The 2358-nt window shown below is 42.7% G+C and carries 2 protein-coding genes and 1 pseudogene; 2 read left to right on the top strand and 1 reads right to left on the bottom strand.

What is annotated here, in order from left to right; genetic code table 11:
• Nucleotides 1-158: 158 nt before the first annotated feature.
• Nucleotides 159-872 carry a KilA-N domain-containing protein gene (locus ELS82_RS24270; RefSeq protein WP_134837688.1) on the top strand — a complete coding sequence of 238 codons (714 nt, stop codon included), beginning with the start codon at nucleotides 159-161 and terminating at the stop codon, nucleotides 870-872.
• 50 nt (nucleotides 873-922) lie between these two features.
• On the opposite strand, the gene ELS82_RS24265 is transcribed toward ELS82_RS24270, so the two are convergent.
• Entirely contained in the window at nucleotides 923-1858 is a 936-nt protein-coding gene (locus ELS82_RS24265) for an HNH endonuclease (protein ID WP_134837687.1), read from the bottom strand.
• A gap of 319 nt (nucleotides 1859-2177) precedes the next feature.
• Between ELS82_RS24265 and ELS82_RS24260 the strand changes: the two are divergent.
• Nucleotides 2178-2358 (top strand): annotated as a pseudogene (locus tag ELS82_RS24260) (IMP dehydrogenase); the annotation flags it as partial.

Raw genomic sequence — 2358 nt, 5'->3', positions numbered from 1 at the left:
ATTAGGAATTGTACTATCTAAATTATGGTGGGCTGGGCGGGGGCGCTTCGGCGCGCCGTGTCCTTGAGAGCGGTAGTACCAACCCTGTTCAGTTCACCACCCATAGATTGGTACCTTTGAGTGGTGATTTAGCAAAACTAGATCTCAAGGGGGTCATCATGCCTAATCTAACGATCCTTTGCCAAGACATCCGTTTACTTGATAACTTGTACTCGTTAAATGACCTGCATAAAGCGAGTGGTGGACTACAAAACCATAAACCAATTCATTTTCTTAAGAACAAGCAAACTCAAGAATTGATTAATGAAATTGAGCAAAGTAAGAATTCTTACTTTGCTGTAAATACCAAACGTGGCGGTCGCAATGCCGGTACTTGGGTCTGCAAAGAACTGGTCTACTCATACGCAATGTGGATTAGCCCTAAATTTCACCCTAACGTCATCCGCGCTTTTGAAAGCATGACCATTGACCAAGTACCACAGCTATCAAGTCCAGCACTTTCAAGCGACCTATCCATCAATGACTTAATCTACGAACTCGCTAAAGCGAAGAACGTCACGACACAAAACATCCACATCCATTACAACTCGCTATTCAGCACTAATGCCTGGTCACAAGAACAAGGATTCGAGCATGCACTGGCCAAACGAATCCTAAAACAAGATCTCGCCAATGAACTGCGTACCCAGGCGCCTGAGTTACAGTTACTTAAGCAACAAGCTAAACAACATGGTTTAACATTGGTAGACGAACGAGAGTACCAAGCGTTTCAAGGCCTGATGAAGATGCAGCATCAGAAGATTGAAAAGCTAGTCGAAGATATTATGGCACTAAGCCGCAACCATAACGGTTTGATGGATCGGGTGATGTGATTGGGTCGCTACGCAGATGAATAACGCCGAGCTGTGGCTCGGCGATTACGTTAATGACTGCTCGCAAAAGCTAAGGCTCGTTTGGTTAGTTTGTTTACGTCGGACTGTTCGTTGAGGATGTGCATTCTTTTGTGACAATTAGGGCACAAACCAATAACGTTTTCTTCGCTATCTGGGCCATCTTTCGAAAGCCATTTAATATGGTGTACTTCCAAAAATGGTGTTCCATTCGTTTTTTTGAAAGGAGCAGGGCGATCACACAACTGGCACGTCCCATCAGCGTGCTTAAGCGCAATTGCCTTCACGTTCTCACACCTTTCCCTAACTTCAATTGTCTGGGTTGTTGTTTTGTTTTTTTTATTAACGTTTACGTTTAAGCGTGCACGTTTTCTTAACTGAGCAAGTGTTAGGAATTCTGAAGGGTCTTGCTGTCCACTTTTTAGGTACTTCTTTAATGTGTCGAACTCATCGATGAAGCTGAGTAGATCACTTGCAAGAGAAGGGGAGTCTAGCGTGCAAATGAGAAGAGCATCGTCAATTTCCCCACTTCTAAATTGGACTTGTACTAGCTCACGTGAAGTCCAGTCGAGGAAAGCATCTCTGGTTAGTCCTTTGCCACCACCGCCAGGTTTTCCGCGATGAAGCAGGCACACTTGGCCTTGAGCGTCCTTAGCTATGATGCCTTGTACCTGTTTTGTTCTTCCTTTGAGGGGAAAGTTGAGCTGAGCAACTATATTGTTTGACTTAGTCAGATCTAAATTCGCCGCATGGCCAAAGATATTCCAGTAACGGGGAATTTTTCCTTCTTCTTCTATCAGTCTGTGTCCAAACCACAAGCTTTCGTCGTGGTGAAGCTCTAATTGCCTGCTGCCACCTTGGTAACCTACGGTGTATTGGCCGGACTGAGCTAGCTCTTCGTGTATTCGTTTTAGGAACGAACCTTGTACTTTTTGAACCTCAGATCGTTTTTCTATAGCAACTAACATTGTCTTCCTTTTCTGAGCTATTAGTTATTATGCATGTGTTTTTATAATTTCATCATGGTAACTTATTGAAAACCTGATTGTTCGCTATAAAATGTAAAAAGATGTCACTACCTGAAAAACTAAATAGCATTGTTAAGACGCTTAAATGACCCCCACACTTTTGACTATTTATTCACTGATACCCAAGTAAAAAAATGACTACATAATGACTACACAGGCTGAAAAAAGGCAGTTTAATGCACCATAAAACGGAAATATAACTGTATATAAGTACAGCTAAAATGGTTTAAGGTTTTGTTTTAATTGACTTTCTTGTATTTATGTCAAATTCTATGGAATGTCTTCTCAGTCTGCTATGGCTAAGCACTCTGGTGGCGTAGCTAAGTACCGCGCAGCTGAAGGTAAAACTGTTCTTCTACCATTCCGCGGCACAGTACACGATACAATTTCTGACATCCTTGGTGGTGTACGTTCAACGTGTACATACGTAGGCGCAGCAA

This window comes from Vibrio ouci (assembly GCF_004551525.1).
GTDB lineage: Bacteria > Pseudomonadota > Gammaproteobacteria > Enterobacterales > Vibrionaceae > Vibrio > Vibrio ouci.
This window is presented reverse-complemented; position numbering and strand designations above follow the sequence as displayed.

Excerpts from the sequence above, each read along its gene's own strand:
- ELS82_RS24270 (WP_134837688.1), top strand. The coding sequence starts at position 159 with ATGCCTAATCTAACGATCCTTTGCCAAGACATCCGTTTACTTGATAAC.
- ELS82_RS24265 (WP_134837687.1), bottom strand. The coding sequence starts at position 1,858 with ATGTTAGTTGCTATAGAAAAACGATCTGAGGTTCAAAAAGTACAAGGT.